Raw genomic sequence first — 24,656 nt, forward strand, 5'->3', positions numbered from 1 at the left:
GGCGTGCTGGCGCAGGTGACCATCTCTGACAGGTTGCGATCCTCGCCCGGCGCGAGGGCCAGGCGCAGCTACTTTGCCCGCAGGCAGTGGAGGAGGTACGCGGTGGTTGCGATCCTCGCCCGGCGCGAGGGCCGGGCGCAGCGTCGCGCGGCCGGGTACATCGTGGTCGGAGCGATCCAGGTTGCGATCCTCGCCCGGCGCGAGGGCCGGGCGCAGCGGATGATTCACGCCCCGAACGTGACAACCGTGGTCAAGGTTGCGATCCTCGCCCGGCGCGAGGGCCGGGCGCAGCCCCGTGAGCAGGATCGGCATATAGCCGTAGTTCTTGGCGATGCGATCCTCGCCCGGCGCGAGGGCCGGGCGCAGCCCTCCTCCTGGCGGCCCACCCGGACGGCACCCGTAGGGTTGCGATCCTCGCCCGGCGCGAGGGCCGGGCGCAGCCTGGCAGCCAGGCACCACCGCACCGGTGTATTTCCGTTGCGATCCTCGCCCGGCGCGAGGGCCGGGCGCAGCGGAGGAGTCGGCGGTCGACGCGATCGCCGACGCCCGGTTGCGATCCTCGCCCGGCGCGAGGGCCGGGCGCAGCCATCGGAGAGCGGCATGGGCGGTCTCTCCTCTCACCGGTTGCGATCCTCGCCCGGCGCGAGGGCCGGGCGCAGCTCGCCAGGACCTGAATCGTCGGGGTCAGGACCGCCATCAGTTGCGATCCTCGCCCGGCGCGAGGGCCGGGCGCAGCGATGGACCGGGGGGACTTCCGGGCGACGGAGGCCGGGTTGCGATCCTCGCCCGGCGCGAGGGCCGGGCGCAGCCCTGGGGGCCTTTCTCATGCCGTTCAGCGGGACTCCCGGTTGCGATCCTCGCCCGGCGCGAGGGCCGGGCGCAGCCTTCTCCCTCGTTAGCGGGTCGCTCACCCGCACACATGTTGCGATCCTCGCCCGGCGCGAGGGCCGGGCGCAGCGCAGCAGTTGGTGTTCTCTGCGATGGAGGGTGCGCGGTTGCGATCCTCGCCCGGCGCGAGGGCCGGGCGCAGCCAGCACCGGTACGAGTCGCAGCCGCGTCCCCGGTGGCAGTTGCGATCCTCGCCCGGCGCGAGGGCCGGGCGCAGCACATCCGGCAGCTCGCCGAGGCGATCACCGCCGCACTGTTGCGATCCTCGCCCGGCGCGAGGGCCGGGCGCAGCCCGGTGGCGCACGGGGCGCCGCCGCTCGCCGACGGGCAGTTGCGATCCTCGCCCGGCGCGAGGGCCGGGCGCAGCGGCCGTTCCACACACCGGTCGCGTTCCGCGCGTCCCGGTTGCGATCCTCGCCCGGCGCGAGGGCCGGGCGCAGCACGACTGCTACGACCTGGCCTGCGACGAGATCTGACCACGTTGCGATCCTCGCCCGGCGCGAGGGCCGGGCGCAGCTCAGCTCCTCGTGCTGCCGCACGGCGTACGGACGGTCGTTGCGATCCTCGCCCGGCGCGAGGGCCGGGCGCAGCGCCGGGGACGCGGGGCGGTTGGGTGGAGCGGACCAGGTTGCGATCCTCGCCCGGCGCGAGGGCCGGGCGCAGCTAGTGCGGCGCGACGGCGAGCGCGTCGTACTCATTAGGTTGCGATCCTCGCCCGGCGCGAGGGCCGGGCGCAGCGCCCAGCAGGAGCAAGCACCAGCGCATCGACCGGCGTAGTTGCGATCCTCGCCCGGCGCGAGGGCCGGGCGCAGCTGCGCAAGGCCGGCGGGCTGTTGGCTGCGCGAGACGGGTTGCGATCCTCGCCCGGCGCGAGGGCCGGGCGCAGCTCTTTGATTGACGGGAGTCTTTGGTTAGCGCATCGTGTTGCGATCCTCGCCCGGCGCGAGGGCCGGGCGCAGCCCGGCCACGCCGTCGACCACGATTCCCTGCCGCTTCTGGTTGCGATCCTCGCCCGGCGCGAGGGCCGGGCGCAGCGCCTTGACCCGGGTGCTGTCGGCGGTGAGGTACTCCTCGTTGCGATCCTCGCCTGGCGCGAGGGCCGGGCGCAGCGTCGCGGCCAGGCCACTGGCCACGATCTCGGCGTCGGAGTTGCGATCCTCGCCCGGCGCGAGGGCCGGGCGCAGCTGCCACGTTCATCGGTGGGTGGATGCGCAGCGACAAGTTGCGATCCTCGCCCGGCGCGAGGGCCGGGCGCAGCGTTACCTGGTCCGGGTGGCCTTCTTCGTGGCCGTCGGGTTGCGATCCTCGCCCGGCGCGAGGGCCGGGCGCAGCGCCAGCTCCGCCCGGCTCACGGGGCCACGTCCGCGACGTTGCGATCCTCGCCCGGCGCGAGGGCCGGGCGCAGCCCGCGACAAGGCGGCCGGAATGCACGACGAAACTCCGGTTGCGATCCTCGCCCGGCGCGAGGGCCGGGCGCAGCTTGATGCCGTTGGCGTTGTAGGTGATGGCACGCACCACGTTGCGATCCTCGCCCGGCGCGAGGGCCGGGCGCAGCCCTCGGCGGTCTTGTGCTCCGGCATCACCGCCGAGGTGTTGCGATCCTCGCCCGGCGCGGGGGCCGGGCGCAGCGGGCCGGCGGAGATGTTGGAATACGGCGTCTTGTTCCAGTTGCGATCCTCGCCCGGCGCGAGGGCCGGGCGCAGCGCTGCACAGAATTCGACCATGATCGGTCTTACGATGGGTTGCGATCCTCGCCCGGCGCGAGGGCCGGGCGCAGCACGATGATCCACGCGCCGAACGTCACAACGGTAGTGAAAGTTGCGATCCTCGCCCGGCGCGAGGGCCGGGCGCAGCCTCGATGTGCTGCCGACGGGGTACGGGGTGACCCGGGGGTTGCGATCCTCGCCCGGCGCGAGGGCCGGGCGCAGCGTCTATGGCTACGGTGACCCGTTCATCGAGTGGGAGGTTGCGATCCTCGCCCGGCGCGAGGGCCGAACGCAGCGCGCTCGTGGTCCAGTTCCCCGACGGGCTGCACATCTCGTTGCGATCCTCGCCCGGCGCGAGGGCCGAACGCAGCCACCGGGGGGCCCTGTAGCCGTTCCTCGATCCGGTGGTGTTGCGATCCTCGCCCGGCGCGAGGGCCGAACGCAGCCACCATCGGCTACGTCGTGTGGGACGGCTACATCAAGGTTGCGATCCTCGCCCGGCGCGAGGGCCGAACGCAGCGGTTCGCGAGCAGCAAAAATAGCAATCCGTTGATGCCTTTTCGACTCGCGAGCAGCGATTTATTCATCTAATCCAGATTTTTCGCCTCGGAACCCCCCGATGTATCCGCGTTCACTTGGGGTTCCTAGATCACCAACGCTCCCCGCGGGTCAACCGGCCGCGACTTGCCGAGATGCTCGACGTCGTTTAGCGCGTAAGCCGGCAGACGGTAGATCCGGACGCTGTCCTGGGTCGGGTCGATCACCTCCTGGAGCGCGGCCACGAAACGCACCTTGTCGGTTTCGCGGCAGACCACCACGAACACCGACTCCTGCACACGATGCCCGTACGCCTCACAGATCCTGGCAACCCTACGGAGTCGACGTTGCCCCTCCGGCGTGACCGTCTCGACATCGTACGCGACGAGTAGATCCATGGCTGGATACGCGCGCAGGTGTGGCCACCGATGTCGGCAACCCGGCCATGGTCGCCGCCACGCTGATCCTCGCGCTCTCCGTCCGCAGACAAGGGTGGCAACCTCCTTTGGAGGATCCGCCTCTGCCGCCTGCGCCTACATCAGAGGAAGGGCAGCAACGGTACGCCACTCGTACATCTGGTGGTCGCGGTGCATCTCGATCAGGTCAACCTGCCTGATAGCTACGTGAGTGGGCTGAATCTCCGCACGGCTCGTGGCCTCGATGTAGGGCAGTGCAGGCCCGCCAGCGGTGAGGTAGGCGACGCTCACATGCGGACGAAACCGGTCCGGGTCCTCACCAACCTCGTCGGGGCCCAAGACCCGGCCGATCGCCTGCCGGGTTAGGTGGCGTAGCCCGTGGATTCGCTCGGCGGGCTCGGCTGGCATCAAGATCGCCTCGTCGGCCACGACGATTGGTCCGAACTCGACCTGAAACGCTGGAAGGGCGGCCAGCAGCGAGCGAGCTTCGTCGGCGATGTCCTGGACAACGTCCAAGGCGAGTTCATCGGCGAAGCCGACACCCTGCATGGTGAGGTGCAACCATCGATCCGGGATCAGGGTGAGGCTCGGCATCCCTGCCAGAGCTGTTCGGTAGGCCGTCGCGGTGTCGCAGAGTTGTTGTTGGTACTCGAAGGTGATGTGGAAGGCGTAGAAGCGCCTGCCGACGCGCCACCCTGGACGCCACCACCAATGGTTACGGACTTCGTCTGCGTGCTGGCCCGGGGCAAGGTCAACAAGCGACATCCCGACTCCTCATACTTCGGACGGAGCATCCGGCTGAGCCGGCTCTGCCTCTATTGGGTAATCGTCGATGACGACGATCCGGTCTGCCGGCCAGACAGACTCCGACACTTCCAGGACAGTTCCGTCATCGGCCCTGGCCACGTGGATCACCTGCATGACGGGTGCACCGGTCGGCAGCTCCAGCGCGGCAGCTTCCTCTGCCGTGGGTAGGCGACAGAACCAGTGATCGCGGGCCGTTGAGTAGCGCTTGCCGCTGAGTTCCTCAATGCAGAGGAAGAGAGCCTTGGGCACCACCTCGGGCTCTTCCAAATACGTCCCGTCAGCAAGATCGATCGGGATGTAGCTCGCGCCGATCTCTTCGGGTCTGCCGGTCTCTTCGTCATGGAGATTCCGCCGTCGTACTACCACTTCAGTTCCAGCGGGTACACCCATCGCGGCAGCAATCTCACCCTGGACCTGCGCCTTCCCGGCGAACACGATTTCGTGTCGCAGGTGCGCTGTCAGTAGCTTGAGATCGCTACGAGCGCGCCCGTAGCGATGCCGAGAGAGGCGTTGCAGCCGCCGGCTCTCCCGGACAAAGGTCCCTACACCGTGGCGGGACTCAATCAATCCCTCGGCGCGAAGGACACCCATAGCGTTACGCAGGGTGATTGGACTAACCCGGAACCGTCCAGCCAGGGCCGTCTCCGCTGGCAATTGCTCGCCCGCCTGCAATTCCCCGTCACGGATGCTACGTCGCAACTTCGCCGCGATTTGAAGGTACTTCGGTGCTTTGCTGCCCAACTCGTCAGTCATCGCCGTCCCCACTCAGGTAGTCCTCTCTAGGACAACCCCTCCGCCTCACTGTACGTCCACCAATCCCCTGACGCAGACCGGCTGCTTCTTCAGGAGCCGTCAGCCATGTCCGGTGGAGGGCTTGCACACGGGCCAACCAGGACCTACGGTCCTATATAGGTCTACAGGACCTGCGGCCAGTCATCGGGGCCGATCAACAACCAGCCACGCCGAGCCGAGTCATTCCAGCGGCCGGAGAGGGCAGCGCTGTCGACAGCCCAGGACGGAGGCACATGGAACCAGGGGTAGAGCTGCCCGGACGGGCCACAGGGGAACGACTCTCCACCGGTGACCATCGGACCCGCGAGGCGGCCGGCGAGGGCGGCACGGTCTACCAGTCCAGGCGGAACCTGCTGACGCCGGCCGAGATCCGGTGGCAAGAATTCCCGATGACCAAGCTCGGTCGGCGGGGCCTCGACCCGGAGGCAGTCGGCAGGTTCCTACGTCGGGTCGAGGCCGACATGGATGTCCTGTACCAGGAGGTCGTCACCGCTCGGGACGAGGCGCGCTACCACCGGGACATCGTGACGGAGCTGCGAGCAGAACGCCGGCGTCCCCACGAGCCGTGGCCCCAGCGACCACGCGGCGAGTACAGGCGCCCGCCGATCTGGCCGCCCTACTCCCCTCGCCGGCAAGGCTGCCACCGTCAGCCGGAAGACGAATCGGGCGATGACTGACTACCCGGCGCTCCACGGCCCGTCGAGACCGGACTGGAACTGCCTCGTCTGCGGCGACCCCTGGCCCTGCCTGACCCGCAGGCGCCAGCTCAAGGAGCTGTGCCAGTGCAACGTCCGGACGCTCGTGCGCTACATGACCTCGTATCTGCGCGACGCCCGCCAAGAGATCGGCGGCATGGGCACCGCTGAGATCACCGAGCGCTTTCTCGGATGGTGCAGCAGGCCGTTGGAGATGTGGGTCGACCAGGAGCGCAATCGGCCGGTCCGGGGAGATCAAGGCCGTCGACAACCCGGCACGGGCGACAACCAGAAGGCAGGGAGATATGGACGGCACGGATAATGGCCCGGCGCAGAGCCGGAGCGAGTGGGCCGAGGCCGCCGAGCGGGAGGCGGCGAGGCGACGCCTGTTGGAGCAGGCCGAGGCGGACCGGGTTCCGGTGGACGACACCACGAGGGCGGTGCCCGACCGGCGGTGGCGGCGTGACCACCCATGACCTGCCGATAGGACGCCGCGTCGCGCGGTTACGGGTCCGGCGGCGGATGACCCAGCAGATGCTGGCCGACCGGCTCGGCAAGTCGAAGAGCTGGGTCGACAAGGTCGAGCGGGGTGCCCGCGCCCTCGACAGGTTCACCGTCATCCGCGACCTCGCCGACGCGCTCCGCGTCGACCCGGTGGCGCTGCTCGGCCGCGACGCACGTCCGCCGGCGGCGGCCGGTGCCGCCGTGGACGGCGTCGACGGGGTGCGGGCCGCCCTCGCCCGCTACGACACCGTCCTGGCCGGACCGGGCGGCCGAACGGCACCGCCCACCGGCGAGCTGGGCCGGCGGGTGGTGCACGCCTGGCTCACCTACCAGCACGCCGACTACCCGCAACTGCTGCGGGCACTGCCGAACCTGCTCGGCGACGCCCAATGCGTCCACGCCTGCTGCGGCGGCGGGGACGGCGCGGCGGAGTTGCTGGTGCAGGCGTACGGGATCACATCATCGGTGCTGGTGAAGCTCGGCGAGGGTGACCTCGGCTGGCTCGCTGCCGACCGGGCCATGTCCGCCTCCACGGGCGACCCGCTGCTGGTGGCGGCGGCCACCGTCCCGCTGGGACAGGCGCTACGCGTCCTCGACCGCGCCCCGCTGGCCCTGACTGCCACGATCGCCGCCGCGCACCGCATCGCTCCCTCGGTGCCGCGCGACGGCCCGCCGCACGAGCTGGCGCTGCACGGGACGCTGCTGGTCCAGGCCGCCCTGGCCGCCGCCGCGTGCGGCGACGAACGGAGCGCACGGGAACTGGTTGACCAGGCGGCCGGCATCGCCGACGAGATCGGCGACGGCCATGACCGGCACTGGACCGGCTTCGGTCCCACGGCCGTCGAGCTGGCCCGGGTGGCGACCGCCGTCGACCTGGGTGCCGGCGACGAGGCCGTCGCCCGGCACGAGAAGGTCGTCGGCTCGGACGACTGGCGACGGTTGCCGGCCGAACACCGGGCGGCATACCTGCTCGACGCCGCCCGCGCGTACCTCCAGGTCGGTGATCCGCTCGCGGCCGGACGCGCGCTGGTCGACACGGAACGGATCGCGCCGGCCGAGGTCCGGTTACGGCCGGTGGCCCGTACGCTGATCACCGACCTGATGCGCGGCGGACCGGTCCCGGCCGACGTCGCCCGGCTCGCCACGGCCCTCGGGATCGGGTGATCACCGCCCGGCCCCTCCCCCGCCCGGATCCGCAAGCGCTCCCGGCCCGCATCAGCGCTCCACTGTCTCCGGGAGCCACCCGGTCCGGGTGAAGTACCCGACACAGGTGTCGAACAGCGCTTGCGATCGCCGCAGGCTGGCAGGCTGATGGGGGCGATCGGCCACTACGCTTGGCGCTCAGTCGGGGCCATGACCGGCTGGAGCCCGTGCCCGAACGACTACCCACCTGACAGGTGGGTGTGCGACCACGTGAAACGCGGCACGAGAGCGTGCTTCGTGACGAGCGGCGAGGAATCTCGTCTGCGGCAGATTCGGACGGGTCAGCCGGTGACTGTCATCGCGGCTTGTAGATGCTCCCGGGCGTCTTCGTCGAACGCGACGAGTCGTACTCGTTGGACGGTTGTCGGAGTGGACTTGATCGTTGCCACGGCGATCCGGGCAGCTTGGTCGGGAGGGAAGCCGTACACGCCGGTGGCGATCGCCGGGAAGGCGACGGTCCGGGCGCCGATTTCGCCGGCGACTTGCAGGCTCCTCCGGTAGCAGGAGGCCAGGACGTCGGCCTCACCACGGTCGCCGCCTTCCCAGATCGGCCCGACGGTGTGGATGACGTACCGAACCGGTGGGTCGAGGTCAAACGCCGGGGTCACCATCGCGCTGCCACAACAGAATCCTGGCACACCAGGAGAGGCGAGGGAACGCGCGGGCCGGTGGTCATCGTCTCCAGAACAGCAGGTGGGTGACTCCGCTGGGGCTCGGCACTGACTCAAGGTGGAAGCGGTCGAGAAGTTCAGTGTGGCTCTCCCACAGCCGCTCGCCTCGACCGAGGTCGACGGGCGCGACGGCGATGTGCATCGTGTCGACCAGGTCGGCCTCGATGAACTCGCGGATAGTGGCGACACCGCCACCGAGGCGTACGTCCCGACCGGCGGCGGCCTCCTTTGCGCGTGCCAGCGCCTCGGCCGGGGGCGCATCGAGGAAATGGAAGGTGGTGTCAGCCAGGGTGAACGACGGGCGTTCGTGATGGGTGAGCACGAAGACCGGCGTGTGGAACGGTGGGTTGTCCCCCCACCATCCCTGCCAATCGTGGTTCTCCCAGGGGCCACGCTGGGGGCCGAACTTGTTACGACCCATGATCTCCGCCCCGATGTTGTGGTCGTAGTCGCGGGTCATGTAGTCGTCCAGGCCGCGCGTGCCGCCGGGTTCGGTGCGGTAGTGGAAGCTGGCGGTGGCGGCGCGCCAGGAGAACAGGGGGTTGGGGTCTGCGTGGCCGAAGGGCCGCTCCAGGCTCTGCCCCTCCCCGGTGCCGAACCCGTCACGCGACAAGCAGAAGCTCTGCACCCTCAACAGCTGCGGCATGTCTCCTCCTCGGGACCTGATGAGCAACTTCCGATTGCAACTTACAACCGGTTGCGGGGTGCCCGATCAATCTGACCGTCGAACTGCTGGGCGACCGATGGAGCCTGGTCGTGCTGCGGGACGTCATGTTCGGCGGCTACCGGCACTTCGGTGAACTGCTCACGAACTCGATCGAAGGCATCGCGTCGAACATCCTCGCCAGCCGCCTGTCGAAGGCCGTCCGCGCCCTGCCGACGGCGTCCTCGCCGAACTCACCCTGGCCTACGAACGCTCCCGCGCCCCCTCACGAACGACGATTCGGAGCTATGATACGGCAGCAGTTGCCCCATTTAGTTTCGTTCCCCAAGGCTGGTGACGTAGTTGCCTGGCAAAAGGTCTGCCACCCGACGACGGCCGGAGACTCAAGTCGGCGAGTCGGCCCCGCGGGAGAAGTGGCTGTCGCGAACGCTCCTGACGGCCGCCGTCACAGTTGGGGTCACCGTAGTCGGCGGCGTGGGAACCGCTGCCGGCCTACAGTGGCTCGACCTCGGAGGGGACAAGCCAAAGCCGACACCGTCGGCTGCTCCCGGTGGCGATCCGATCAAAATCAACAAGGTCACCCTCGTTCCCAGGGAGAACGACAACACCTGGGTGTTTCCCGGTCTGGTTGGTGCACAGACCCTCGGGGACATCAATGACGATTTCCGTGCGTACGAGAAGAGCACCCATGAGATCATGCGCTCGTACGGAGGCGTCGAGGCTGGCGTCTCCACGGTAGAGCTGGAACTCGAGGGAAATCGCGCGAAGGACGTGCGGTTGACCAATATCGCCATCCGGCCGAACTGCCGTGAGCCACTGACGGGCGCACTCTTCGACAACTCACCGCAAGGATCTGCCGAGACCGTCCAGATTGGCTACGATCTCGACCGCGATCCCGTTTTCGCACAAGAGTCCAAGATGAACGGCAGCGATCTGCGGCCACAGTTGACTGGCAACTATTTTGCCAACCGGAAATACACGCTGAAGCTGGGCGAGCAGGCCACCTTTCGCCTTTCTGCCGTGACCAGCAAACAATACTGCGAATATACCTTTGAGCTAGAGTACATTGTTGACGGAAAACCCGAATCAATGGTCATCAACAATCAGGGCAAGCCGTTCCGGGTAACGGCCCTGGTCGTCCAGAAAGGCCAGCTCGACTGCTCCGCCTACCAACAGGTACACCAACCTTCAGAACGCGGCTGGACCAAGGTTCCAGCTTCCTCCCCGTGCGGCGGATGACCGAACATGCAGCGCACCTCTCTGGCTAGAATCATCTGCTTGGCGGCAGTCCTTCTCGCAACGAGCACAGCCTGTTCGGCAGGCAAAACCTCGAGCAGATCCGCGAACTCGCCAACCATCCAGCCACCGAAGGACTTTCGAGTCACCTTCCTGTCCGAGGCCACGAATATCGTCCACGGTGTCGCGATTAGCAGTAACGGCGAACGCGCCCTTACGAGTTCCGTGGAAGAAGCCGCCGATCCTCCTCACGGATCCGTGTCGCTCTGGGACCTGAGCGATCCGCTGCGGCCTCGCGCTTCCGCACTCATACCTGATCGCGGGGGCACGGCGCTCAAGGTGGCCTTGAGCGGCGACGGCAGACATGCGGTGACCACCAACCTGCGTGGAGAGCTGACTCTCTGGGACCTCTCAGACCCGTCAAACCCGACTTCCCGAAGACTGGCTGCCAAAAGGGTGACGTCACTGGCCTTGAATTACGACGGCCGCTACGCCATCTCCGGCGGCGACGAGGGCGTTCATTTCTGGGACCTCACAAACCCGAACCAGCCGCGGAAAGAAATGCTCCTGGGTATGGGTAAATACTCCACCGACTGGTACGAGGTGGCCATAAGTGCCGACGCGAAACGCGCTCTGGTAAGTCACCAGTCCGGCAACGGCGAAGGCGGCGTGATGGTTTACGACCTGTCGAACCCGGCCAACCCGGAGGGGTATTCGCTGATACGCAACGCCGACTACCACTCGTCAAACACGGTTGCCCTCAGCGGCGACGGAAACACCGCACTCGTGGGCTACCACCACTGGACCACCTACAATAATTTCGTCACCTACTGGGACCTGCGCACGTGGGACAAGACCGAACTGAGGCCGATGACCGGATGGAAGATCACCCCTGACACCGGCGGCTCCGTCGTGCAATGGGAGATCGCGCTCAATCACGACGGAAAACGCGCACTCATCGCTCAACGCAACGACCCCGCACCCAAAGATGAGCCGAACCCTCCGCGCTCCGAAGTGCAATTGTGGGCACTTGACACCTTGGCCGGCTTCCCCCGGTTCTCCCCCACCGGCTGAGCAGCCACCTCTGCTTTCGAGGACGTTCTACGTCGCCGTGGCAAGCGACGTCGCTGGTCGCCGCCGGGCTCACCCGCGCCGCTGCGGCCCTCGCGTAGTGGCTGATCCCCCTCACCGCGCGGCTCCCGATAACCTGTCCCCTCGCCACCACCGCGGAGACCACCGAACATAGGACGAACCGCCGGCCAGAGCTGAGATCGAAAGCCGGCTCGACCCGGCGGACCACGAGGTCGGTCGCCTCACACGGGCCTGCGTCCGGGCCTGGCTCGCCCACGCCGAGGACCAGATCAGCACCCGCAGGACCGTTGCCCTGGTCGCCCAGCTGATGACCATCCCGGCGGTCGCCGAACTGGTCGACGCCGATACGCTCGCCCGCCACCCCGAACTCTGGCAACAACTTCCATCGGGGGCCGTCCGTCGATGGCGTGCAATGGCGGGGCCCATTGTCAATGTAGCGTTGACAGATGACACCCGAGGTGATCGAGCTGACCAGTGTCACGGTCGACCGCGCGCGGCTGGACGAGCGCGAGCTGGAGCTGATCGACCGCGCGCGCCACGCGGGTGCGACATGGGCTCAGATCGCCGTCGCGCTCGGCCTCGGCAGCCGGCAGGCCGCGGAGCAACGCCGGCAACGCCTGGCGGCCGTACGACGGTCGCGGCGGCACGAACGGGATCTCGGGTATTCGACGCGGATCGCGGCGATACGGGGTGCGGTCCTCGACCTCCAGCGGTGGATCGACGCGGACCGGCGGTGGGATACGCGATTCGGGCGGGCGGCTCTCGTGCGGAAGACCGCGGAGGTGGCCGCCGACGCCGATCCGGGCTCGCTGTACGCGTTGGCGTCGCTTCTCGCGCTCGACCTGACAGAAGCAGGACGCGGACGGTTGCCGGGGCCGGTGCAGGCTGTCGCGGCACGATTCGACGCTCTTCTGTCAACGAAACCTTGACAGGTCGGGAACGTATTGCCTGAACCACGCTCAACATCAAAGATCTGAGTCGTCTCGACTCAACCTTGGAGGGCTCATGCGCCGGAACGCCGGCCTGTTCGTGGCGATCTCGCTGCTGTCCGGCTTCGGCAGCAGCGCCATGTCGCTGGTGGCCGGGATCTGGATCCTGGACCTCACCGGTTCCACCGGCCTCGCCGCCCTCGCCGGGCTCTGCGTGTACGCCCCGGTCCTCGCCGGCCCGTGGCTGGGAGGCCTGCTCGACCGAGCGTCGAGGCGATCGCTGGTCATGGCGGTCAACCTCGCTCTGGCCACCGTTCTGCTCAGTCTCCTCACGGTTCGGGGACCAGGTCAGACGTGGCTCATCTTCCTGGCTTCCTGCGCGTACGGCGTCAGCTACGTGCTGATCGACGCGGGCGAGACGGCACTGCTGCCCTCCGCGCTGTCGCCTGCGGAACTCGGAGACGTCAACGGCTGGCGTTCCAGTGCCCAGGAGGGCATGAAGCTCGTGGCGCCCTTGGCCGGCGCGGGCCTCTACGCATGGCGCGGGGGTCACGCGGTCGTCCTGCTCAGCGCGGCGATGCCGGTTCTGGTTGCCATCCTGTACGCGGCCGTTCGACTGAAGCAGACGCCACCCGACCTGCCAACCGAGCAGCAACGCGGCCTGCGCGCGGGCCTCGCCGTCCTGCTCGCGCAGCGGGCGACACGCGTCACTGTCGCGCTCGCCGCCGTGTCCATCGCCATGTCCGGCTTCACGACCGCCGCCAACTACGCGATCGTCACCGGGACACTGGGCCTACCGACGACGTTCCTCGGAGTGCTGTTCAGCGCGCAGGGCGCCGGTTCCATCATCGGCGGTCTCATCGCGGGCCGGCTCATCGCCCGATGGGGCCCGGTCACCGTGGGCGTCGCCGGCACGACGCTGTTCGCCGTCAACTGCCTGGTGCGCTGCCTGCCCTGGTGGCCCGGCACGGTGGTTGCCTCGGTGGTCGCCGGCATCGGCCTGCCCTGGGCCCTGGTCGCCGCAGTGACCGCGGTGCAGACGCACACGCCGACAGCGATGCTCGGCCGAGTGGCCGGGACCGCGAACACCGCGATGTTCGGTCCTATCGTGCTGGCAATTCCCCTCGGCTCCGCCGCCGTCCAGCTCGGCGACCGCCCAACGCTTGTCGTGGCCGCCGCGTTCTGCCTGGCTTCCACAGTCGGCGTGGCCTGCCGCCCTCGAAGGCAGCGGGAAGAGGAGCGTACGTCGGCAGCGGGGCTACCCACCGCAGAGGAACCGCACTCTGACCGAACTCAACCACCGCAGGGTGCAACCCTCGCACGTTCGCCATCCGCCATGGAGCACACCTGAACGACGTTCCAAGCCAGCTCCGGAATCGAGCGGCCATCGGCCACCGGCTCCCCTACGATCGCGTGGTGTCCCGGCCGACGTACCCGATTCGCACCGCGCGGCTCGTCCTGCGCCCGGTCATCCTGGACGACCTCGACGACGTGTACGCCTATCAGCGCCGACCCGACGTCGTCCGCTGGATGCTCGGCGCGGAGCCGCGCACCCGCGAGCAGTCACGGGCATCGGTGCTCTCCATGGCGGGCGAGGACGCGCTGCGCGCCGAGGGCGACTGCCTGACCCTCGCCGTGGCCACCGACGCCGGGGTCATCGGGACCGTGGAGCTGGTCTGGCGCAGCCAGCGCGACCGCACGGCCGAAATCGGGTACGTCCTGCACCCCGACCACTGGGGACGCGGGCTGGCTGCCGAAGCCGTCACGGCACTCCTGGACTGGGGGTTCGACACGTTCGGGCTGCACCGGGTCTACGCCCGGTGTCACGGCCGTAACGACGCGTCCGCCCGCCTGATGGCCCGGCTCGGCATGCGCCAGGAGGCGCGCCACGTCGAGAGCTACCTGTTCCGGGGAGAGTGGGCCGACCGCCTCGTCTTCGCCGTCCTGGCCCACGAATGGCGGTCGCGGCCCAGGTAGGTCCCATCTCGGGCGTTACTCAGGGCAGTGGCTACGTATGTGCTGTCCGGAGCCGTCTACCGGCCTTGCTGTGAGGAATCCGTTGAGAGTTCGGCTGACGCACACCCGCGGTGATGACCGGCTGGGTGTGGCCGCCGAATTAGGTGGTCGAGAGCGGGAGTTACCCGTTGGTGCTGGGCGGCAGTGGCTGGCTGAGTGTGTCGGAGAAGCCGTACACCATCTCGGGGACAGTGGGGGTGCGCGACAGCGGGTTGCCGATGCGCATCAAGTGGCCCGCAGCTGCCGTAGCCGCTGTAGTTGCACAGCGGCTACGGCCCGGGGAATCTGTCAGAACGGGTTGCGGGCCCGTTTGAGTTCGCTGAACTGCGGTACTGACGACAGCAGCCGCAGCGCCTGCAGTAGCTTGTCGGCCTCAGTCCCTTCGGGTGCCGGCGACACCACCGGGCCGAAGAAGCCCGGCCTGTCGTCCAGGACCGTTACCGGACTTCCGGCCTCGTCACCGACCTGGGCCTGTGCCTCGTCGTGGCTGGCACGCACCACCGCGTCTAGCGAGGTGTCCTGAGCTGCGCCGATCAGGTCCGCCGGCAGATGCGCCGCGGTGATCGCCGCGGCCAGGGTCTCGGTGTCGGGATTGGCGTTGTCCGTGTGTGCTCAACGCGGGCTGGTAAGACAGCAGCCGCGGCTCATCGCGATGCTGGTGTGGTGTCCATCTGCGGGGCCGTTGTGGCGGTGTCGCGGCCGGTGAGTGTGATCGCGGCGAGGACCGCGGCCACGCCGGCGATGCCGGCGGCGCCGAGCAGCGCGGCGGAGTACCCGTCGGTGAGGGCGGCCGGGTTACCGAGTTCGTCGGCGCCGTGGGCGGCGGCGAGCGCGGTCATGGCGGCCAAGCCGAGGGCGGAGCCGACCTGGTAGCTGGTGTTGACGATCCCGGACGCCAGGCCGCCTTCCTCGGGTCGGGCGCTGGACAGGGCGGTGCCCAGCGAGGGGATGAACGCCAGGGCCATGCCGAGGGCGGCGACCAGCGAGGCGGGCAGCACGTCGACCAGGTAGCTGCCGGTCGGGCGGATCAGCGCGAGCCAACCCAGACCGGCCGCGAGGACCGCAAGGCCGGTGACCAGGGTGGCTTTAGGGCCGAATCGGGCGATGACGCGGGGCGCGGCGACGATCATGCCGATCATGATGAGGACGGTCATCGGCAGCAGCGCGGCGCCGCTGGGGAAGGCGCTGTAGCCGAGGCCCTGCTGCAGGTAGAGGTTGAGGTAGAACCACATCGGGATCCACGCCGCGCCGAGCAGCAACTGCGCGACGTTGGCGGCGGACAGGTTGCGGTTGGCGAGGATGGACAGCCGCATCAGCGGCTCGCGCCGCTTGGCCTGAATGGTCAGGAATGCAGCGAGCAGAATCGCGGCGCCGGCAAGGGTGGCCCACGTCTGGGCGGAGGTCCAGCCGACCTCCGGGGCACGGACGATGCCGTAGACGGCGGCGCCGAGCCCGGCGGTGACAGTGAGCGCGCCGGCGACATCGAGGCTGCCGTGCCGGTTGCCGCCGGCGGGCATGAGCGTCGGGGTAGCGATCAGGGCGAGCAGCGCGATGGGGATGTTGAGGTAGAACACCCATGGCCAGCTCGCGTATTCGGTGATGACGCCGCCGAGGAACACGCCGGCGGTGCCGCCGGCCGGGGCGGCCGCGCCGTACAGGGCGAGAGCCTTGGTGAGTTCAGCGGGCTTGCCGCCGAACAACATCATCAACAGCGTCAACGCGGATGGGGCGATCAGCGCTGCACCGGCGCCCTGTACAGCGCGGGCGGCGAGTTCGACTTCGACGGTGCCGGCGAGGCCAGCGGCGGCCGAGCCGGCCAGCAGGATCACCCATCCGGTGGCGAAGATGCGGCGGGCCCCGAACAGGTCGGAGAGCCGACCGCCGAGCAGCAGCAGCCCGCCGAAGGCGACGACGTAGGCGTTGAACACCCAAGACAGGTTGCCGGGTGAGAAGCCCAGGTCCTCGCGCATCCGGGGTAGGGCGACGCCGATGATCGAAGTGTCCATGATGACGATGAACTGTGCGAGGGCGATGAGCCCGAGGGCCCACCAGCGTACGGAACTGCGGGACATGACGAACCTCCTTGTACCCCCGGGGGGTATCTGTGTCGGTTGCCATTCTTACCCCCCGGGGGTATATCCCGTCAAGGAGAGTTCCGCTTTGGCATCCACGTCACACCAGCGCGGCAGCCACTTCCGAACCATACCGTAGGGGGGTAGGGTAAAGGCCGGTGATGGGAGCAGCTCATGACACACGGCTACATCAAAGACAAGGACGACTACCTCAAGCGGCTGCGCCGGGTAGAAGGCCAGATCCGCGGACTGCAGCGCATGGTCGACGACGACGTGTACTGCATCGACATCCTCACGCAGGTCTCCGCGGCCACCAAAGCCCTGGAGACGGTGGCGCTGGGACTGCTCAACGACCACCTGGCGCACTGCGTGGTCGACGCGGCGCGCGGCGGCGGCCCGGACGCCGAGGTGAAGCTGAAGGAAGCCTCCGACGCGATCGCCCGGCTCGTGCGGTCCTGAAGCCGCTCGCCGTCACCGACGTTCACCCCACCAGCGAAGGGATACTGCGATGTGCGGTACAGATGACGCTTGCACCTGCTCGACTCAGGCGTCGACCACGACGACGGCTGCGGCCACCAGGCCAGGGAACTCCCAGCAGGTGTTTCAGGTATCCGGGATGACGTGTGGCGGCTGCGCATCACAGGTCAGCAAGCAACTCGCCGAGGTACCCGGCGTCAGTGACGTCAGCGTTGACGCCGCCACCGGCGCGGTCACGATCACCAGCAGCGCGCCAGTCGACGCCGACGCAGTCGCCGCGGCCGTCTCCGCGGTGGGCTACCAGCTAGTTCACTGACGTTTCCCGCGGCCACCGGCCCGGCGTGAGAATGCCTTCCACAGGCTTCTCACGCCGGGCCGGATGTGGTTGCGGCGTAGCTCTCAGCAGCTAGTCGGGACCGAGTCGGCCCATGGCCGCGGCCGGGCCTCATAGCTGATGACGGTGATGACCGCAGGCAGCGCCTCCGGGTTAGCGGTGGCCGGGTCGGCATCGACGCCGGTGCGGCCGGCGCGCGCGAACGTCTGCGCCCGGTGTACCCCGCTGGCATCCTCGAGTGTTTCGCCGATCAACAGGCCACAGCTGCCACCGTGACGGTGCCGGTGTAGGTGCCCGTCGCCAACTGCCAGTTGCCTGGCCGCCTGCCGGGCAGCTGAATCGCGCCAATACCCGTATGGGGTACTTTTGGTGGCATGGAAGAGATGATGTCGGCCGAGCCGCACGGGTATTCGGCCGGGAAGCAGGCGCTGTTGGCGCGGCTGAAGCGGGTCGAGGGGCAGGTCCGCGGGTTGCAGCGGATGGTGGAGAACGATACCTACTGCATCGACGTGCTGACCCAGATCTCCGCGGCGACCAAGGCCTTGCAGGCGGTCGCGGTCGGTCTGCTGGAGGATCATCTGCGCCATTGCGTGGTGCAGGCGGCCAAGGAAGGCAACGCCGAGGCCAAGATCAAAGAAGCGACCACGGCGATCGCCCGCCTTGTCAAATAGCGCCGCCCGCCCTCGCGAGATGCGGGACAGGCGGCGCTTGACGAATGCCCTTACTGCTGTGCGGTGATGCTGGTGAAGCGGCGCAGTCGCAAGCTGTTGCCGACTACGAACACCGATGAGAACGCCATCGCCGCTCCGGCGATCATCGGGTTGAGCAGGCCCGTCGCGGCCAGCGGCAGCGCAGCCACGTTGTAGGCGAACGCCCAGAACAGGTTGCTCTTGATGATCCGCAGGGTGCGCCGCGACAGCCGGATCGCGTCCGCCGCGGCCGTCAGGTCGCCGCGCACCAGGGTCAGGTCAGCGGCCTCGATGGCGACGTCGGTGCCGGTGCCCATCGCCAGACCCAGGTCGGCCTGGGCAAGAGCCGCAGCGTCGTTGACGCCGTCGCCGGCCATCGCCACCACCTTGCCCTGATCCTGCAGCCGCTTGACCACGTCGACCTTGTCGGCGGGCAGCACGTCCGCGATCACCTCATCGATCCCGACCTCGGCCGCGACGGCCCGGGCGACGGTGGCGTTGTCGCCGGTGAGCAGCACCGGGGTGAGGCCGAGACCACGCAACGCGGAAATCGCTTCGCGGCTGGTCGGTTTCACCGCGTCGGCGACCGCCAGGACGCCGCGTGCTTGGCCAGCCCAGCCGGCGACCACGGCGGTCTGCCCCGTTCGCTGCGCGGCCGTCACCGCCTGCTCGATCTCGGCGGTGAGCGTGTAGCCGCGTTCGCGCAGCAGCTGCGGGCGACCGACCAGCAGCTCCCGATCGTCCACGGTGCCGATGACACCGAGCCCTTCCAAGTTCCTGAAGGCGGTGACCGGCGGGAGCGGCGCACGGTCGGCGCCAGCGCGGGCGATCGCCTGGGCGATCGGGTGTTCCGAGGCGGCCTCGACCGCGGCGGTCAGCCGCAGCAGCTCTTCTCGGTCCTGCCCCGGTGCCGGGATCGTGTCGACCAGGGTCATCCGGCCGGTGGTGACGGTGCCGGTCTTGTCCAGCACAATCGTGTCCACGCGGCGGGTGGACTCGAGGACTTCCGGGCCTTTGATGAGGATGCCAAGCTGGGCGCCGCGACCGGTGCCGACCAGCAGCGCGGTCGGGGTGGCCAAGCCGAGCGCGCACGGGCAGGCAATGATCAGTACGGCGACGGCGGCGGTGAACGCGGCCGTCCAGCCGCTGCCGGTGCCGACCCACCAGCCGAGGGTGCCGGCGGCGAGGGCGATGACGATCGGGACGAACACGCCAGAGATCCGGTCGGCCAATCGCTGGGCGGCGGCCTTGCCGGTCTGGGCCTGCTCGACCAGCTTGGCCATCTGCGCCAGCTGGGTGTCCGACCCGACCCGGGTTGCGCGGACGATCAGCCGGCCGCCGGCGTTGACGGTCGCGCCGACCACAGTGTCGCCTGGGCCGACCTCGACGGGTACGGACTCACCGGTCAGCATGCTCGCGTCGACGGCGGAGGTGCCGTCCTCGATCACGCCGTCGGTGGCGACCTTTTCCCCCGGCCGCACCACGAACCGGTCCTCCACCGCGAGTTGCCCGACCGGGATCCGCACCTCGGTGCCGTCGCGCAGCACGGTGACGTCCTTGGCACCCATCTCCAGCAGAGCACGTAGGGCGGCGCCGGCGCGGCGCTTGGACCGGGCCTCGAAGTAGCGGCCGGCCAGGATGAACGTGGTCACGCCGGCCGCGGCCTCGAGGTAGATGTTGCCGGCGCCGTCGGTGCGGCCGATGTCGAAACTGAACGGGTGCGTCATGCCCGGGGTGCCGGCCGTGCCGAGGAACAGTGCCCACAGCGACCAGCCGAACGCCGCGAGGGTGCCCAGCGACACGAGTGTGTCCATGGTTGCAGCGCCGTGCCGCAGGTTGGTCCAGGCTGCCCGGTGGAACGGCAGCCCGCCGTAGACGACGACCGGCGCGGCCAGGGTCAGCGACGCCCACTGCCAGTAGGTGAACTGCCAGGTCGGGACCATGGCCAGGAGAATCACCGGGACGCTGAGCGCGATCGCGGTGAACAGCCGGGTTCGTAATGGGCGCAGCTCGTCGACGGGCTGGGCCTGCTCCGCCGGGTCGTCGGCGCGCTGCGGGGGTGGAGGCAGAGCGGCGGTGTAGCCCGTCTTCTCCACCGTGGAGATCAACTCTTCGGCGGTGACGCCGTCGTCGTACGCCACGGACGCCTTCTCCGTGGCGTAGTTGACGGTGGCGGTGACGCCGTCCATCCGGTTGAGCTTCTTCTCGATCCGCGACGCGCAGGAGGCGCAGGTCATGCCGCCGATCGACAACTCGATCTGGTTCGGGGCCGTTTCCAGTGGCCGCGTGATCGCCATGAGCGCTTCTCCTTACTGGTGGGTGTGGCCGTCTGCGCCGTGCCCGGACGGGCTCGGCGCCGACGAGGTGGCCGGCGTTTCGGCTGCGGGAACCGGGGTGCCGGCGACGGCGGTGAACTCGGCGGTACGCACCTTCCCGCCGTGCTGGAAGTCCAGGTAGAGCCGGTAGCCGCCGGCGGCGGGAACTTCGGTGTGGAAGACCACGTCCGGGCCGGGAGAGGTACGGCCGTCACCGGGTTCGCCGTCGGGGTGCACGTGCAGGTACGCCAGGTCGCCGTCGCGCAGTGCGACGAGATGGCCGTAGGCGCCGAGGTAGGGCTGCAGGTTGGTGACCGGTTTGCCGCCCTTGCTCACTGACAGCGTCAGTTTCGAGGAGCCGCCGGGGATGAGGTCACCGGTGAGGGTGACGGTGTACCCGTCGACGGTCGTGGAGCGTTCGGCGGCCGGTAGCGGCCGGGGTCGGTAGTCGCCGGATGCCGGCACGTCGGCGCCGAGGGTGAGACCGTCGGCGTGTCCGGCGGGCTGGAAGTCGGCGAACACCCGATACTGCCCGGCGGCGGGAACGGCGAGCGGGATCGACCAGGTGCCGTCGCTTTCCAGTTGCGGGTGGACGTGCTGGAAACCGGCCAGGTCGCGGCGCACCACGATCAGGTGCAGGTCCTTGTCGTGGTTGGTCGTGTACTTGGTGACGGGGGCGCCGTCGGGTCCGATGATCCGGAACCGGAACGGTTGCGGCGCGCCGGTGGACAATTCGCTGCTGATCGGGGTGAGCCGGTAGCCGTCCTGGGTGATCTGCAGGCCAGCCGGCAGGGCGGCGGCCGGCGCGACGCTCGAGCTGGCGGCATGACCGCCATGGGCGGCAGCCGGGGCACGCGGGGTCCGGGTGGGGCCGGAAGCGTGACCGAGGCCGAGGGCAGCCGTGAACACGGCCGCCAGCCCGATCCCGAAGCCGCCGAGTTTGACAGCGTTGTTCATAACCTACCTCGCAAGTTCGTAGCCCGCCTCGTCGACGGCGGCGGCGACCGCCGCGTCGTCGAGAGGCCGGTCGCTGGTGACGGTGACCGCGCCGGAGGCCAAATCGACCTGGACGTCGGTCACGCCGGGAATCTGCCGGATTTCAGTGCTGACCGAGTTGACGCAGTGCGAGCAGGTCATCCCGATCACGGTGTAGGTATGGGTCGCCATGACGTTCTCCCTTGTCGGTTCGCGGCGCGCGGCTCTCACCCGCTCACCACACACTATACCCATACCCCCCAAGGGTATATGAGGTGAGGTGGCGGTCACATCAGCCCGGCCAGGACGTGCCGGTTGCCGAGGTGGCCCGGCGGCTGCGGGTGTCGCAGACCGCGGTGTATGGCTGGCGGAAACGGTGGCGTGCCGAGAGTGAGGCGGGGTTGGCGTCGAAGGGGCCGGGTGGTTCCCGCTGCCGCCTGGACGCCGGCCGGCTGCGGCGCCTGGCCGATGCCCTGGATGAAGGGCCGGCCGCGCACGGGTTCGGCGAGGACCAGCGGTGGACCCTGGCGCGGGTGTCGGATCTGATCGCTCGGCTGTTCCGCACCCGGTACACGCTGCGCGGCACCTCGTATCTGCTGTACCGCATCGGCTGGTCGGTGCAGGTCCCGTCGCACCGGCCCGTCGAGCGTGATGAGGAGGCGGTCGCGACGTGGCGGCGGGAGGTGTGGCCGGCGGGAAAACGGTAGCGGCGCAGCGCGACGCGTGGATCTGCTTCGAGGACGAGGCCGGTCAGACGCTGCGCCCACCGAAGGCCCGTACCTGGGGCCGACGCGGCGAAACGCCGGTGATCCCGGTTTCGGGTAAGGGGTCCGGCCGGGTCTCGATCGCGGGGCTGGTCTGCGTGAAGCCGGGCCGACGCAGCCGGTTGATCTACCGCACGATCACCCATCGCGGCCGCAAGAACGAACGACGCAGCTTCGCCGAGACCGACTACATCGCTCTGCTCGACGCCGCGCACCAGCAGCTCGGCGGTCCGATCGTGCTGGTCTGGGACAACCTCAACACCCACATCAGCGCCGCGATGCGGCAAATGATCAACGGCCCGTTGCGAACGGTAGGGTTTGACCTTCCGGTAGGGGGAGCCGCGATGCTGGTCTCATGCTAGGAATTGGTGAGTTTGCAGGTCTGACCGGGTTGAGCGTGAAGGCGCTTCGCCACTATGACGAGAAGGTTGTGCTGGTCCCGGCCGAGGTCGATGCCTTGTCGGGGTATCGAAGGTATGGGGAGGGTCAGGTCCGTGCTGGCGTCGTTGCGCGGGCGCTTCGTGACGCCGGAGTTCCTCTTCCGGCAGTTGCGGCGGTGGTCGCCGCCGGCGGGGCGAGCGATGCTCTGACGGAGCACCGCCGGCGGGTTCTTGAGGACCGCGCGAGCGAAGACCGCGCGCTCGCGGCTGCCGAGGAGGCCCTTCGCGCGTTGGCGGTTCCGGTTGCAGTAGATGAGCGTGAGATGGCTCGGCAACCGTTCGTCGGGCAGGTGATTTCCGTGAGCGTGGATGATGCTGAGTCGCTGTCCGACGTGGACGCCAATGCGGTGTTCGGTGGACTGTTCGAGCAGTTGCAGGCGTCCGGTCTCGGCCCGAGTGGGCAGTTCTGGACGACGCTCCGAGCAGGCGAGCGGGGAACAGTCGAGGTCGTCTGGCCTACGCCCACCGAGGTCGACGACGAGTGGTGCGGTCCGCAGACATTCGCCGGAGTTCTTCCGGCCCGCACCGAGTTGGTCGCGACTTGGCGACCGGCGGAGGGCGAGACGCTCCCGGACGGTCCTACACACCCGGCCGTCGTCGCGCTCTTCGACGCGATTGCCGGTCGGCAGATCGAACTGCGCGGCATGGAGGTGCGCCAGACCGTGCTTGGTCAGAGCGAAGAAGACTACGCCGTCGAGGTCTCTGTCTCCGTGGAGACGCGATGACTGCGGGCGTGGGCGGTGCTGCTGACCTTTCCGCTCTCGTGCTGCGCGGGATCGCCTGGGCCATTCTCCTGGCCGGTGTTGCCCTGATCGCCCGCGGAACAAGGACCACGGCGTAGTGGAGAGCTTCCCGTTCCGGCTCAGCGAGCTGCGCGACCGCACCGGCCCCGACGTGATCCTCACCAAGCGGTGGGATGGCGAAAAGCACGGCTACGTCGCCACGTTCCGCACGCCCGAGGACTTCGTCCGCTACGCCGACACGGTGTGCGACGGCTGAGGGGGCGCACCCCAGGGTGATTGCGAAGTCGGGCGGGAGCGCTTGATCAGGGAGTCCGGGGGGTTCCTGGCGTGGGCGTCGCTCCACCGCAGGTATGCCTACCGGCTCCTTTGGAGCTGAGTCGAATACGACATCACCCACGCCCGCCGCGATCGGCGACCGCAGGCGACCGACCCGGCGGGGTGGTGGGTGACGCGACGGCGGTGGCCCGACCGGCGGTGATGACGTGGACGACTCAGCTCCATAGGCGGCGTACCACGGCATCGAGCCGCCGCACCCACGGCTCCGCCCGGGCCACGGTCCCCGGGCCGACCGGGGACCGCACCCGCGACAACGCAATGACCCTGGGGCGCACCCAATCAGGTCAAGTCACCCAGATAGTGCCCGTTCGAGCGTGTTGTCCGCCCACCCGCCGCCTACCTGATGAGTAGCAAGGCAACTACCCATGGTGGAGCACCTGGCGGTACCGTCGCGGGTACACGATGTACCCCACTCGGGTGAGGTGTTCCATGGTCGACCAACAGCAACCCACGCCAGGACAGCGTGCCGACAGTGCGCCGGAGCTGCTGCCGCTGCGCGGGGCGCTGCTGGTCGAGGCCGCCCGCGCGTACCTCCAGATCGGCGACCCGCTCGCGGCGGGACGCGCGCTGGTCGAGGCGGAGCGAACCGCGTCGGCCGAGGTCCGGTTACGGCCGGTGGCCCGTACGCTGATCACCGACCTGCTGCGCGGCGGACCGGTCCCGGCGGACGTCGCCCAGCTCGCCACGGCCCTCGGGATCGGGTGACCACCGCCCGGTGGACGCTGTGTCACTCCGATCCTCCCCCGTCCGGATCCGCGACCGGCGCACGCCGGGTCAGCGCGAGTCGTGCTGCTCCCCGCGCGCCCGCCGGTGCGCGCCGGCCACCCGGCCGTGCGCGTGGGCGAGCAGCCGGTCGACCTCGGGGAGCCGCCGGACGCCGGGGTTGAGCACGCAGGCCCAGCCGTACGTGCCGTAGGCGGGGTGGGGCAGGATCTCGTCGCACCGGGTGAAGTCGATTCCCGACCGGTGGTCGGGGAGTTCTGCGGGCGGGTAGCCGAACCGGCGCCGGAACTCCTCGCGGCCGACGTGCACGTTGAGGCGGAAGATTCCCGGCCGGTCGAGGTGCGAGTCCTCGTCGAACCCGGGGACGTCGTGTTCCACGATGGTGGCGAACGGCCGGCGACGGTCGGACCCGACGAAGAAGAACCGGTCGCCCCAGCTCGCCTCCGGCGCACCGGGCCGCTGGTCGGCCTGCACCTGCGTGACGTGCGGGAGCGCGACGATCCGCTCGACGAGTTCGGCCACGACCGGCGCCGCCCGGTCGCCGGAGGGCTCAGGCAGAGAAGTCATGACCTCTACCGTATCGTTGACCTGCCCTGTGAAGGTTTGGCGTTGTCTGCTGCTGGGAGGCCGAG

General features: G+C 69.1%; 26 protein-coding genes, 2 pseudogenes and 1 CRISPR repeat array (1 of these 29 only partly in view). Of the genes and pseudogenes, 17 read left to right on the top strand and 11 right to left on the bottom strand.

Going from position 1 to position 24,656, the window contains the following annotated elements; all coding sequences use genetic code 11:
• Window positions 1–3,114: a CRISPR direct-repeat array (repeat unit 37 nt; unit sequence GTTGCGATCCTCGCCCGGCGCGAGGGCCGGGCGCAGC) (it extends 1,004 nt beyond the left edge of the window).
• Between the two features lie 124 nt (window positions 3,115–3,238).
• The 3 genes from cas2 to C5N14_RS26410 all read right to left on the bottom strand — a co-directional run bounded on the left by cas2 (window position 3,239) and on the right by C5N14_RS26410 (window position 5,107).
• The gene (cas2, locus tag C5N14_RS26400) at window positions 3,239–3,529 is read right to left on the bottom strand and encodes a CRISPR-associated endonuclease Cas2 (protein WP_117671793.1); all 291 of its coding nucleotides are present in this window, start codon (window positions 3,527–3,529) and stop codon (window positions 3,239–3,241) included.
• Between the two features lie 135 nt (window positions 3,530–3,664).
• Window positions 3,665–4,312: a 2'-5' RNA ligase family protein gene (locus C5N14_RS26405; RefSeq protein ID WP_117671795.1), complete on the bottom strand. Its 648-nt coding sequence runs from the start codon at window positions 4,310–4,312 to the stop codon at window positions 3,665–3,667.
• 9 nt (window positions 4,313–4,321) lie between these two features.
• The gene (locus C5N14_RS26410) at window positions 4,322–5,107 is read right to left on the bottom strand and encodes a GntR family transcriptional regulator (RefSeq protein WP_128763664.1); all 786 of its coding nucleotides are present in this window, start codon (window positions 5,105–5,107) and stop codon (window positions 4,322–4,324) included.
• A 272-nt stretch (window positions 5,108–5,379) separates the two neighbouring features.
• Between C5N14_RS26410 and C5N14_RS33845 the strand changes: the two genes are divergently transcribed.
• Genes C5N14_RS33845 through C5N14_RS26425 form a run of 4 tightly spaced genes read left to right on the top strand, consistent with a single transcriptional unit; the run spans window position 5,380 to window position 7,509 of the window.
• Entirely contained in the window at window positions 5,380–5,823 is a 444-nt protein-coding gene (locus C5N14_RS33845) for a DivIVA domain-containing protein (protein WP_117671799.1), read from the top strand.
• The gene (locus C5N14_RS26420) at window positions 5,816–6,163 is read left to right on the top strand and encodes a hypothetical protein (RefSeq protein WP_117671801.1); all 348 of its coding nucleotides are present in this window, start codon (window positions 5,816–5,818) and stop codon (window positions 6,161–6,163) included. Before C5N14_RS33845 ends, C5N14_RS26420 begins: the two co-directional genes overlap by 8 nt.
• The gene (locus C5N14_RS33425) at window positions 6,147–6,317 is read left to right on the top strand and encodes a hypothetical protein (RefSeq protein ID WP_243640045.1); all 171 of its coding nucleotides are present in this window, start codon (window positions 6,147–6,149) and stop codon (window positions 6,315–6,317) included. Before C5N14_RS26420 ends, C5N14_RS33425 begins: the two co-directional genes overlap by 17 nt.
• Window positions 6,304–7,509 carry a helix-turn-helix domain-containing protein gene (locus C5N14_RS26425; protein WP_243640046.1) on the top strand — a complete coding sequence of 402 codons (1,206 nt, stop codon included), beginning with the start codon at window positions 6,304–6,306 and terminating at the stop codon, window positions 7,507–7,509. The genes C5N14_RS33425 and C5N14_RS26425 overlap by 14 nt, the downstream gene beginning before the upstream one ends.
• Window positions 7,510–7,829: 320 nt before the next feature.
• On the opposite strand, the pseudogene C5N14_RS26430 reads toward C5N14_RS26425, so the two are convergent.
• Window positions 7,830–8,219: pseudogene (locus tag C5N14_RS26430) on the bottom strand (macro domain-containing protein); the annotation flags it as partial.
• Window position 8,220: 1 nt separating this feature from the next.
• Window positions 8,221–8,865, bottom strand: coding sequence for a dihydrofolate reductase family protein (locus C5N14_RS26435; RefSeq protein WP_117671807.1), 645 nt, complete (start codon window positions 8,863–8,865; stop codon window positions 8,221–8,223).
• A gap of 492 nt (window positions 8,866–9,357) precedes the next feature.
• Here C5N14_RS26435 and C5N14_RS31845 point away from each other — a divergent pair, with 492 nt between their 5' ends.
• The 5 genes from C5N14_RS31845 (at window position 9,358) to C5N14_RS26460 (ending at window position 14,117) form a co-directional block, all read left to right on the top strand.
• Entirely contained in the window at window positions 9,358–10,122 is a 765-nt protein-coding gene (locus C5N14_RS31845) for a hypothetical protein (RefSeq protein ID WP_128763665.1), read from the top strand.
• Between the two features lie 39 nt (window positions 10,123–10,161).
• On the top strand, window positions 10,162–11,193 hold the full coding sequence (locus C5N14_RS31850) for an LVIVD repeat-containing protein (protein ID WP_128763666.1): 1,032 nt from the start codon (window positions 10,162–10,164) through the stop codon (window positions 11,191–11,193).
• 464 nt (window positions 11,194–11,657) lie between these two features.
• Window positions 11,658–12,140: a hypothetical protein gene (locus tag C5N14_RS26450; protein ID WP_117671811.1), complete on the top strand. Its 483-nt coding sequence runs from the start codon at window positions 11,658–11,660 to the stop codon at window positions 12,138–12,140.
• A gap of 76 nt (window positions 12,141–12,216) precedes the next feature.
• The gene (locus tag C5N14_RS26455; RefSeq protein WP_117671813.1) at window positions 12,217–13,491 is read left to right on the top strand and encodes an MFS transporter; all 1,275 of its coding nucleotides are present in this window, start codon (window positions 12,217–12,219) and stop codon (window positions 13,489–13,491) included.
• A gap of 65 nt (window positions 13,492–13,556) precedes the next feature.
• Window positions 13,557–14,117 (top strand): GNAT family N-acetyltransferase, encoded by a 561-nt coding sequence (locus tag C5N14_RS26460; protein WP_117671932.1) that lies wholly within the window; start codon window positions 13,557–13,559, stop codon window positions 14,115–14,117.
• Window positions 14,118–14,444: 327 nt separating this feature from the next.
• Here the strand turns inward: C5N14_RS26460 and C5N14_RS26465 are convergent.
• A pseudogene (locus C5N14_RS26465) lies at window positions 14,445–14,753 on the bottom strand (disulfide bond formation protein DsbA); the annotation flags it as partial.
• A 47-nt stretch (window positions 14,754–14,800) separates the two neighbouring features.
• Window positions 14,801–16,228, bottom strand: coding sequence for an MFS transporter (locus C5N14_RS26470; protein WP_117671818.1), 1,428 nt, complete (start codon window positions 16,226–16,228; stop codon window positions 14,801–14,803).
• 174 nt (window positions 16,229–16,402) lie between these two features.
• Here C5N14_RS26470 and C5N14_RS26475 point away from each other — a divergent pair, with 174 nt between their 5' ends.
• The 3 genes from C5N14_RS26475 to C5N14_RS26490 all read left to right on the top strand — a co-directional run bounded on the left by C5N14_RS26475 (window position 16,403) and on the right by C5N14_RS26490 (window position 17,710).
• Window positions 16,403–16,687, top strand: coding sequence for a metal-sensitive transcriptional regulator (locus tag C5N14_RS26475; protein ID WP_117671820.1), 285 nt, complete (start codon window positions 16,403–16,405; stop codon window positions 16,685–16,687).
• 49 nt (window positions 16,688–16,736) lie between these two features.
• Window positions 16,737–17,021, top strand: a complete 285-nt coding sequence (locus tag C5N14_RS33430) for a heavy-metal-associated domain-containing protein (RefSeq protein ID WP_117671822.1) — start codon at window positions 16,737–16,739, stop codon at window positions 17,019–17,021.
• Between the two features lie 392 nt (window positions 17,022–17,413).
• Window positions 17,414–17,710 (top strand): metal-sensitive transcriptional regulator, encoded by a 297-nt coding sequence (locus C5N14_RS26490; RefSeq protein ID WP_371685909.1) that lies wholly within the window; start codon window positions 17,414–17,416, stop codon window positions 17,708–17,710.
• A gap of 50 nt (window positions 17,711–17,760) precedes the next feature.
• On the opposite strand, the gene C5N14_RS26495 is transcribed toward C5N14_RS26490, so the two are convergent.
• From C5N14_RS26495 to C5N14_RS26505, 3 genes are read right to left on the bottom strand one after another with little or no spacing between them, the layout of a single operon-like run.
• Entirely contained in the window at window positions 17,761–20,025 is a 2,265-nt protein-coding gene (locus C5N14_RS26495) for a cation-translocating P-type ATPase (RefSeq protein WP_117671826.1), read from the bottom strand.
• Between the two features lie 12 nt (window positions 20,026–20,037).
• Window positions 20,038–21,000 (bottom strand): hypothetical protein, encoded by a 963-nt coding sequence (locus C5N14_RS26500; RefSeq protein WP_117671828.1) that lies wholly within the window; start codon window positions 20,998–21,000, stop codon window positions 20,038–20,040.
• Between the two features lie 3 nt (window positions 21,001–21,003).
• A complete protein-coding gene (locus C5N14_RS26505; protein ID WP_117671830.1) occupies window positions 21,004–21,210 on the bottom strand; it encodes a heavy-metal-associated domain-containing protein in 207 nt (68 codons plus the stop codon).
• Window positions 21,211–21,293: 83 nt separating this feature from the next.
• Between C5N14_RS26505 and C5N14_RS26510 the strand changes: the two genes are divergently transcribed.
• From C5N14_RS26510 to C5N14_RS26525, 5 genes are all read left to right on the top strand, one after another.
• Window positions 21,294–21,725 carry a winged helix-turn-helix domain-containing protein gene (locus tag C5N14_RS26510; protein WP_243640049.1) on the top strand — a complete coding sequence of 144 codons (432 nt, stop codon included), beginning with the start codon at window positions 21,294–21,296 and terminating at the stop codon, window positions 21,723–21,725.
• On the top strand, window positions 21,689–22,144 hold the full coding sequence (locus C5N14_RS26515) for a transposase (RefSeq protein WP_243640050.1): 456 nt from the start codon (window positions 21,689–21,691) through the stop codon (window positions 22,142–22,144). Before C5N14_RS26510 ends, C5N14_RS26515 begins: the two co-directional genes overlap by 37 nt.
• Window positions 22,138–22,947 carry a MerR family DNA-binding transcriptional regulator gene (locus C5N14_RS26520; protein ID WP_117671836.1) on the top strand — a complete coding sequence of 270 codons (810 nt, stop codon included), beginning with the start codon at window positions 22,138–22,140 and terminating at the stop codon, window positions 22,945–22,947. Before C5N14_RS26515 ends, C5N14_RS26520 begins: the two co-directional genes overlap by 7 nt.
• Window positions 22,948–23,062: 115 nt before the next feature.
• On the top strand, window positions 23,063–23,221 hold the full coding sequence (locus C5N14_RS32405; RefSeq protein WP_165878228.1) for a hypothetical protein: 159 nt from the start codon (window positions 23,063–23,065) through the stop codon (window positions 23,219–23,221).
• A gap of 509 nt (window positions 23,222–23,730) precedes the next feature.
• Window positions 23,731–24,006: a hypothetical protein gene (locus C5N14_RS26525; RefSeq protein ID WP_117671838.1), complete on the top strand. Its 276-nt coding sequence runs from the start codon at window positions 23,731–23,733 to the stop codon at window positions 24,004–24,006.
• Window positions 24,007–24,075: 69 nt separating this feature from the next.
• Here the strand turns inward: C5N14_RS26525 and C5N14_RS26530 are convergent, their stop codons facing one another.
• Entirely contained in the window at window positions 24,076–24,591 is a 516-nt protein-coding gene (locus C5N14_RS26530) for a DUF6194 family protein (RefSeq protein WP_371685910.1), read from the bottom strand.
• Window positions 24,592–24,656: the final 65 nt, after the last annotated feature.

It is taken from the genome of Micromonospora sp. MW-13 (assembly GCF_003434305.1).
Classification (GTDB): domain Bacteria; phylum Actinomycetota; class Actinomycetes; order Mycobacteriales; family Micromonosporaceae; genus Micromonospora.

Coding starts and splice junctions, on each gene's coding strand:
- C5N14_RS33430 (WP_117671822.1), top strand. CDS start 16,737: ATGTGCGGTACAGATGACGCTTGCACCTGCTCGACTCAGGCGTCGACC.
- C5N14_RS26450 (WP_117671811.1), top strand. CDS start 11,658: ATGACACCCGAGGTGATCGAGCTGACCAGTGTCACGGTCGACCGCGCG.
- C5N14_RS26420 (WP_117671801.1), top strand. CDS start 5,816: ATGACTGACTACCCGGCGCTCCACGGCCCGTCGAGACCGGACTGGAAC.
- C5N14_RS26470 (WP_117671818.1), bottom strand. CDS start 16,228: ATGTCCCGCAGTTCCGTACGCTGGTGGGCCCTCGGGCTCATCGCCCTC.
- C5N14_RS33425 (WP_243640045.1), top strand. CDS start 6,147: ATGGACGGCACGGATAATGGCCCGGCGCAGAGCCGGAGCGAGTGGGCC.
- C5N14_RS26505 (WP_117671830.1), bottom strand. CDS start 21,210: ATGGCGACCCATACCTACACCGTGATCGGGATGACCTGCTCGCACTGC.
- C5N14_RS33845 (WP_117671799.1), top strand. CDS start 5,380: ATGGAACCAGGGGTAGAGCTGCCCGGACGGGCCACAGGGGAACGACTC.
- C5N14_RS26405 (WP_117671795.1), bottom strand. CDS start 4,312: ATGTCGCTTGTTGACCTTGCCCCGGGCCAGCACGCAGACGAAGTCCGT.
- C5N14_RS26520 (WP_117671836.1), top strand. CDS start 22,138: ATGCTAGGAATTGGTGAGTTTGCAGGTCTGACCGGGTTGAGCGTGAAG.
- C5N14_RS26500 (WP_117671828.1), bottom strand. CDS start 21,000: ATGAACAACGCTGTCAAACTCGGCGGCTTCGGGATCGGGCTGGCGGCC.
- C5N14_RS26530 (WP_371685910.1), bottom strand. CDS start 24,591: ATGACTTCTCTGCCTGAGCCCTCCGGCGACCGGGCGGCGCCGGTCGTG.
- C5N14_RS26495 (WP_117671826.1), bottom strand. CDS start 20,025: ATGGCGATCACGCGGCCACTGGAAACGGCCCCGAACCAGATCGAGTTG.
- C5N14_RS26410 (WP_128763664.1), bottom strand. CDS start 5,107: ATGACTGACGAGTTGGGCAGCAAAGCACCGAAGTACCTTCAAATCGCG.
- C5N14_RS26490 (WP_371685909.1), top strand. CDS start 17,414: ATGGAAGAGATGATGTCGGCCGAGCCGCACGGGTATTCGGCCGGGAAG.
- C5N14_RS26475 (WP_117671820.1), top strand. CDS start 16,403: ATGACACACGGCTACATCAAAGACAAGGACGACTACCTCAAGCGGCTG.
- C5N14_RS26525 (WP_117671838.1), top strand. CDS start 23,731: ATGGTCGACCAACAGCAACCCACGCCAGGACAGCGTGCCGACAGTGCG.
- C5N14_RS26435 (WP_117671807.1), bottom strand. CDS start 8,865: ATGCCGCAGCTGTTGAGGGTGCAGAGCTTCTGCTTGTCGCGTGACGGG.
- cas2 (WP_117671793.1), bottom strand. CDS start 3,529: ATGGATCTACTCGTCGCGTACGATGTCGAGACGGTCACGCCGGAGGGG.
- C5N14_RS26455 (WP_117671813.1), top strand. CDS start 12,217: ATGCGCCGGAACGCCGGCCTGTTCGTGGCGATCTCGCTGCTGTCCGGC.